At 46.9% G+C, this 6882-nt stretch carries 7 protein-coding genes; 4 read left to right on the top strand and 3 right to left on the bottom strand.

Annotation, left to right across the window (positions count from 1 at the left end):
* Positions 1 to 68: 68 nt before the first annotated feature.
* Positions 69 to 1157 carry an AbrB family transcriptional regulator gene (locus tag J2Z65_RS17400; protein ID WP_167060260.1) on the bottom strand — a complete coding sequence of 363 codons (1089 nt, stop codon included), beginning with the start codon at positions 1155 to 1157 and terminating at the stop codon, positions 69 to 71.
* Complete coding sequence (locus J2Z65_RS17405) at positions 1154 to 1882, bottom strand: MBL fold metallo-hydrolase (RefSeq protein WP_167060263.1); 729 nt, start codon at positions 1880 to 1882, stop codon at positions 1154 to 1156. The genes J2Z65_RS17400 and J2Z65_RS17405 overlap by 4 nt, the downstream gene beginning before the upstream one ends.
* A gap of 177 nt (positions 1883 to 2059) precedes the next feature.
* On the opposite strand from J2Z65_RS17405, the gene J2Z65_RS17410 reads away from it, so the two are divergent.
* The 4 genes from J2Z65_RS17410 (at position 2060) to J2Z65_RS17425 (ending at position 6002) form a co-directional block, all read left to right on the top strand.
* Positions 2060 to 2944 carry a TetR/AcrR family transcriptional regulator gene (locus tag J2Z65_RS17410; protein ID WP_167060266.1) on the top strand — a complete coding sequence of 295 codons (885 nt, stop codon included), beginning with the start codon at positions 2060 to 2062 and terminating at the stop codon, positions 2942 to 2944.
* Between the two features lie 222 nt (positions 2945 to 3166).
* Positions 3167 to 3388, top strand: coding sequence for a PspC domain-containing protein (locus J2Z65_RS17415; RefSeq protein ID WP_167060269.1), 222 nt, complete (start codon positions 3167 to 3169; stop codon positions 3386 to 3388).
* A gap of 152 nt (positions 3389 to 3540) precedes the next feature.
* The gene (gene shc / locus J2Z65_RS17420) at positions 3541 to 5457 is read left to right on the top strand and encodes a squalene--hopene cyclase (RefSeq protein ID WP_240159779.1); all 1917 of its coding nucleotides are present in this window, start codon (positions 3541 to 3543) and stop codon (positions 5455 to 5457) included.
* A 68-nt stretch (positions 5458 to 5525) separates the two neighbouring features.
* A complete protein-coding gene (locus J2Z65_RS17425) occupies positions 5526 to 6002 on the top strand; it encodes a hypothetical protein (protein WP_167060275.1) in 477 nt (158 codons plus the stop codon).
* Between the two features lie 102 nt (positions 6003 to 6104).
* Here J2Z65_RS17425 and J2Z65_RS17430 read toward each other — a convergent pair whose 3' ends face one another.
* Entirely contained in the window at positions 6105 to 6605 is a 501-nt protein-coding gene (locus tag J2Z65_RS17430) for a hypothetical protein (protein ID WP_167060278.1), read from the bottom strand.
* Between the last annotated feature and the right edge of the window lie 277 nt (positions 6606 to 6882).

Here is a 6882-nt window from a genome sequence, read left to right on the forward strand (position 1 = left end):
TCAACAAGTCATACGAACTAGTCTTGACAGAAAAAGTGCGGCTCAATCCTTTTGTACATGGTTCCTCTTTAATTTCCTTCTGCCATCTTCTTCCCTGCTTTCGCTCCAGGAATCAAATATTTAAAGGCAAGCTTCAGAAGCGGTGGCACTGCAAAGAAAATAAACCAAGTGCGAAATAATTGATAGCAGCTGACTGTCGCTATGTCGGCTTGAACCTCCTTGGCCATGATCCCCATCTGATCCATCCCTCCAGGCGCCATGGCCAAGAAGGCTGTCGCCGCGGATACGCCATGCATATGGGAAAGCATCGCGCTTAAACCTAACGAGCCCAAGATCAGCACCATGCCGCTAACAATCGCCAAGCCAATAATTCGCACTTTGTGCGTTAGACTCTCCGGGCGAAGCAGTAATCCGACGTAAGTACCTATTAGCAGTTGCGAAAATTGTAGCAGGCTCGATGGAAGAGCCGGCCCAGACACCCCTGACAGATGAAGAATGGCCGTAACGATCATTGGCCCAAGCAAATAAGCGGAAGGGAAACGGATTTTCTTAGCCAGCAACGCGAATGCTACACAGACAAAAGCGAACAGGAAAATATTTGGAAACAAATCGCTCCAATAAGCACTCACTTCTGCGCTTTCCGTTATGGCCGATCTGTCGCCGCCAAACAACGGACTAAACACGAGCAGCGGGACGCAGAAAATAATCATCATTAACCGTGACACCTGCAGAAACGTCATCACCGTCAGATCGATACCTTCCGTATCCTCTGCGAGGATGATCATTTGTGACAGTCCGCCAGGGATACTCCCCATCAATACGGTTGGCAGCGGCAAGCCCGACAACTTTGAAACGCAGACAGCGATTAGTGCGCTGAATAGCAGCAGCAGAACCGTCATCAAGATCATGCTGGGCAGTTGCTGTCCCATCTCTTTCAGTGTTCCCATCGTGAAGGACAAACCAATGGAGTAGCCGATGATGATTAGTGCTGTATCACGCAAATAGCTGGGCCAAAACGGCTTTACCTTTTTCAGAAACCGGGCACCCAAGAAGGCTAAAACCATCGGCCCCAGAAGCCAGGGCAAGGGGGAATGAATAACAGTGAACAACAGACCCCCAACTAACGCTAAAGCAAGTGTGACAATGAAGCGTATCACGACTGTTCAGCCAGTTCAGCAATGCGTTTATTCATATCACCTTGAATTCGTCCGCCATGATAGCAAATAACGGTCTCGATATCGAAAGGGCTTAATTTCTTCAATGACCTTAATGCCTCCGACATATCCGGTGTGACAGCAGGTCTTGGGCCTTTCAATTCGCCATTCTCGGCGACCATAGCGTCACCGGCAATCAAAGTTTTGCTCCGCTGATGATATAAGCAAATATGACCTGGCGTATGACCCGGGGTATGAATGACTGTCAAACCTCCTGCAATCGGCAATGTCTCCCCATCCGCAATTGTGCACTCCACATTTGGATGTGACGGAAAGAGGAAAGTCTGCTCGAACTGGTTGCGTGTCACTTCCGGAAGCTGCCCTAGCAAAGAGGTCAATCTTTCCGGCGTCACTTTGATCATCGGCTGTTTTCCGTTAATAACGTCTTTGTCGTCTTCATGAGCGTAGACGACCGGTGTTTCATCTTGGACCGCTAGAAATGCCGGCAGTCCTCCAATATGATCAATATCCTGATGCGTCAGAATAATGGAGCGCAGCGGGATTCCCCCAACACCAGCTTCCTTCGCCAATTCCATAATTGCAGGAGCGGACCCCGGCATGCCTGTGTCGATCAACACCCACGATTCATTATCATACAGGATCGTCGGGTTTATCGTCATGGGTCCCAAATTTAATTCCAACATATCAATGCCTTCAGCGATTTTCATGTCATTGCCTGTGCCTAGCCTCGAAAAACTCATTAAGGCCAGGTTTCGGCCACCTCCTTTTATCGAAGTAGAAGTATAAAACCAATGAGTTCATTATAGAACTCGTTAGTTTTTGCGTCAATGAGTAACATTGACGTTGCCCTTGTCTCATGTCAAGATATGGAGGGAGGGATTACGATGGTAGATTCGAAAAAAAATAAAATTCTGGATACAGCCATCGAACTGTTCCGGATTAAGGGATATAGTGCCGCTTCCATGCAGGATATCGCCGAGGCTTGCGGTATGGCCAAAGCCAGCATCTATAAATTTTTTGCTACCAAAGAAGAATTATTCACGGCTGCATTCGTTGCTTGCCATCAGACACTGTTAGATCAAGCTGCAGCACTGGATCGTGTCGGTGCTCAGCTCAACCTGTCTTCGAAAGAGAAACTTCGGCGGAAGATCGAATTCCAACTGCAATATACCGTAGAGAATCATTTGTTCATGATCGATTTCAGAGAGCTGCCCATTACGACAAACGACCAGTTCATCGCTGCATGGAAACGTAAGAAGAACGCGCTGCATACTTGGCGCCGCGAACTGCTGATCGAAACGTACGGGAAGCAGATTGAGCCCTACATTTGGGATGTCGTCGCCATTTTCCGGGGGATTCATGTCGAATATTTGACTTACGTCCAACAGAAAGTGATTGCATTGCCGATGTCCGAGTTGGCGGCCTTTATCGTCGACCGATTGGATGCTTTGATCGACGATTTTATTCGCACCTCACCGAAGCCTGTTATCGATGAGAGCAATACGCACTTCAACTATTTGAATCCAAGCGATACGCCTGCCCGCCAAACGACGGTTCGACAGCTGTTTGAGCTGATGAACGTGAAGATCAGAGAGCTGTCGAAGCCGGACGAAGTACGTGAGGAACTGCTAAAGGTTTCGACGATGTTAAATGAGGAGTGCGAACGCCAACTTCCGAATCCAACGCTCATCCGGGTATTCGTCTCCTACCTCGACATCATACCGGAACTTCGCCCCTATATTCGCCAGCTTAACTATCTAATCTCTTAACCGCCATGCCGACCGAAACCCTGCGATTATCCAAAATTGCGGGGTTTTTATGATTTGGCTCCTCCCTTGCCTTAAGTTGTGCTGCTTCCCCGCCTTTAGTCCGGCTTCAAAAACCGTCACAGGTCCGTTTTCGCAAAACCTTGCAGAAGCTAAAATAAAGACATGAGAACGAAACAAGGTCAAATCATTCAAATTTGCAAAAATTGAGAGGAGCCATACCCCATGAATAAACTATTCCGTTCGAGAACAGACAGCAAGTTAACAGGCCTTTGCGGAGGACTAGCAGAGTGGCTTGGCATTAACGCTACGCTTATCCGTTTAATAGTCGTTATCGCCGCTTTGTGCAGCTTTGGAACCGTCGTACTTATCTATATCATCGGATGTCTGCTTGTGCCGAAAACGCCTCTTCATCCCTATGACATCACTCCCCCCTATCACAGCTAATTTACATGCCTATGTTACAACCGTCAGTGTGAAGCTGGCGGTTTTTGCTGTTTACTTTGACGTAGAATGGAATTTTTAACTTAAAAAGATGCGAAGTTCATATCATGTATAGATTCATCTATTTTTGTATGGAAGCGGCAGGAGGAATGCGTATGCCTATTGGGAACGAAGTGAATGAGGAAATTCGCCGAATGACCGACATGCTCGTAGAACGACAGGAGAAAGACGGTTCATGGCGATTTTGCTTTGAAAATAGCTTGTTAACCGATGCCTATCTGATCATCGTCCTTCGGACATTAGAGCTTCCCCAAGAAGCATTGGTCAAACAACTCCATGATCGCATCGCAGCCCAGCAGGAAGCGAATGGCGCGTGGAAAGTGTATCGTGATGAAACGGATGGCAATCTGGACGCTACCGTGAATGCTTACTTTGCGCTTCTCTATTCAGGATACAGCCGAAAATCAGACGAAACGATGAAAAAAGCAGCACGCTTCATCTCATCGAAAGGCGGGCTTACACAGGTGAAAACCGTGCTGACGAAAGTATTTCTAGCGATCGCGGGGCAATATTCCTGGCCTGCCACGCTGATGATTCCGCTAGAATTTCTTTTGATGCCTCCCACTTCGCCCATCAGTTTTTTTGAGTTCTCTGGTTTCGCCCGTGTCCACTTTGCGCCTATTCTGATTATGGCCGACCTCAAATTTGTCAGGAAAAATGCCGCGACACCGGATTTATCGGATTTGTCACAAAGCGAAAATGAGATTTCCCCGTCTCAAATCCGTCCGGTCACGGATGAACCTGATTTGATCCGCGGCTTTCAGCAGCTGCTAAATGAGCTTCATAGTGGTGTCAAACAGTTAACAAGCCTGCCTGGACAGATTCACAAACGCGCTGTTCAAGCAGCGGAAACCTATATGCTTGAGCGAATTGAAGCGGATGGAACGCTTTACAGCTATTCAACGAGCACACTTCTCATGATTATGGCACTATCTTCGCTTGGATATGAGAAGGATCACCCTACGATTGCTGCTGCGCTGAACGGACTTACGTCCATGTTATGGAACATAGATGGAACGGTTCACCTCCAAAACTCACCATCCACGATCTGGGATACAGCTCTGCTTGCCACAGCGATACAGCAAGCCGGGGCTTCTCCGGATCATCCCTCTGTGAGAAAAGCGGTTCAGTATTTACTTGACCTGCAGCAAACCAAATTAGGAGACTGGCGATTCCACATATCTCATCCTGTTCCAGGCGGATGGGGCTTTTCCGAATCCAATACAATAAACCCTGACGTGGATGATACGACAGCGGCTATGCGCGCCATTCGTGCAACAACGCTGAATAATCCAGCTTATCATGACGAGTGGAACCGCGGGTTAAATTGGGTGTTGTCCATGCAGAACAAGGACGGCGGATGGCCGGCTTTCGAGAAAGGGGTTACCAACAAGCTGCTCACCCTGTTCCCTATCGACGGCGCCTCGGCAGCTGCTATTGATCCGTCCACTGCCGATCTAACCGGAAGAACGTTGGAATTCCTTGGGACAACAGCAGGCTTTGACCTTCACCATACCTTCACTCGAAGAGGCGCCGAATGGTTGTTTTCAAATCAAGAAGCGGATGGTTCATGGTACGGCCGTTGGGGAATTTGCTACATTTATGGCACGTGGGCCGCTTTAACTGGCCTAATGGCTGTTGGAACGGATCCCGAACATCCCGTTGTGAAAAAAGCAGCCGCGTGGCTCCTTAGCATCCAAAACGAAGACGGAGGCTGGGGCGAATCTTGCAGCAGCGATCGTTTAAAGCATTATGTGCCGCTAGGGGCCAGCACTCCCTCCCAAACCGCTTGGGCGCTGGATGCTCTCATTGCCGTATATGCCGAACCTCAGCCTGCTATAGATCAAGGTGTCCGGCAATTGCTTCTGCAGCTGCATAAGGATGATTGGACGACGCGTTACCCAACAGGTGCAGGACTGCCCGGCAGTTTTTATTCCCACTATCACAGTTACCGGTATATTTGGCCCTATATTACGCTGAATCAATACAAGAAAAAATTTTTAACGTTGTAAAATGAACAATACATAGCATGCTTACGTCAAAACAAGGGCAACTTGCATACGAAGGAGAACAATCATTTATGAAGAAATTTTTCAAATCCCTATTTCATTGGCAAACATTTTCTGAACAGCTGGAGACATATTTAGAAGCAACCATTTTGAAGTGGAAAAAACGGATGAATCCATTGGCGAACCGAATCGGATACGGCATCTATTTTTACAAAAATATCACCATCAACCTTAATTGTCTGAACAAGGAAATATTAGAAATTGCCCACGACAGCCTCACTCTTTCACATATCAACCAACCTGCTTTTCCCAGCTTTATATCCGTCGTCGACGGCATCAACACAAGGATGTTCACCAAACTGCCCAATCACGTCATTGCACAAATTACTTCGTTGGTTACAAAGCTTCCTGGTTTTAAAGAGCTGCAGTCCATTTCCCGTACATATGGATACAAATGTGAACTTCGTTACAATCAAGGAAAAGTATTTTTCGGATCGTTACAGATTCACTTTATCAAAATGGATGCGTTACCCATAGGATTCGCCTGATGTCATTTGCAAAAAAGCATAAAAAGACTGCTATCACCATTCTTATTCTGGTGATAACAGTCTTTTTATATGGGTTGGAAAGCGAATTTTAGAGGGAAACCATTAATGGGTTGCGTTATTCGCCGCTGCGTTCTGTTTTTGTATCGCATGCATTCCCATGATGACCGCCACAAGTTCGTAAATATCCAATTTGCTGCATTGATTATTCAGTGTAAAAGCACCTGAGGAAAACCAGCCGTTAATTTGTTCGAAACGGGCTACTCGCGTGCCGGATTCATCAGAAATCTCATATTCTTTAGAAAATGCCGGAGATACGATCTCATAACTGTCTCTTCCTTCGGTTTCATAGGTGAATTTCTTGGTAAATAACGCAAATCTGCTTCTCAACACGCCGATCCTTCCCCCATCGGCATCCGTAATCACCCATTTGCCTGAGAAAAACGGAAAGCCTCCTTTGTATAGCAGCTTGCTATTTAGCCCATACACATCGATCGCAGAACTAAAAGCACTTTTCAAATCCAGATGTCCGACTTTCTCTTCCTTATCGTTCAAAATATCTGTCCTACCTGCACTAAAGAAATTATCCCGAAAGTATAGATTCAAGACGCTCGCCTCCCTCTGCAATAACCACTTTAAATGATGACAAGTCGGTACGTCGATTGAGATGAGAATTTTTTTTGGGGAGGTACAAGGTACAAGCGACGCATAAAACGCGGAACCGGCTCCCTGGCCGTTTAGGGTACGACAGGGCGCTATTATACCGATAATAGCCCTTTGGGCCAACAAGCGGTTTGACCCCCTAATTCCGGAGAGTTACCAGTGTAAGAAACAGTAACCTTAGAATTACGTTAATTTGCGTTTGTTTCCGCTCGTTTCCTCC

Origin of the sequence: Paenibacillus aceris, assembly GCF_017874035.1 — a bacterium.
Classification (GTDB): domain Bacteria; phylum Bacillota; class Bacilli; order Paenibacillales; family NBRC-103111; genus Paenibacillus_E; species Paenibacillus_E aceris.

Excerpts from the sequence above, each read along its gene's own strand:
- J2Z65_RS17425 (WP_167060275.1), top strand. The coding sequence starts at position 5,526 with ATGAAGAAATTTTTCAAATCCCTATTTCATTGGCAAACATTTTCTGAA.
- J2Z65_RS17410 (WP_167060266.1), top strand. The coding sequence starts at position 2,060 with ATGGTAGATTCGAAAAAAAATAAAATTCTGGATACAGCCATCGAACTG.
- J2Z65_RS17405 (WP_167060263.1), bottom strand. The coding sequence starts at position 1,882 with ATGAAAATCGCTGAAGGCATTGATATGTTGGAATTAAATTTGGGACCC.
- J2Z65_RS17415 (WP_167060269.1), top strand. The coding sequence starts at position 3,167 with ATGAATAAACTATTCCGTTCGAGAACAGACAGCAAGTTAACAGGCCTT.
- shc (WP_240159779.1), top strand. The coding sequence starts at position 3,541 with ATGCCTATTGGGAACGAAGTGAATGAGGAAATTCGCCGAATGACCGAC.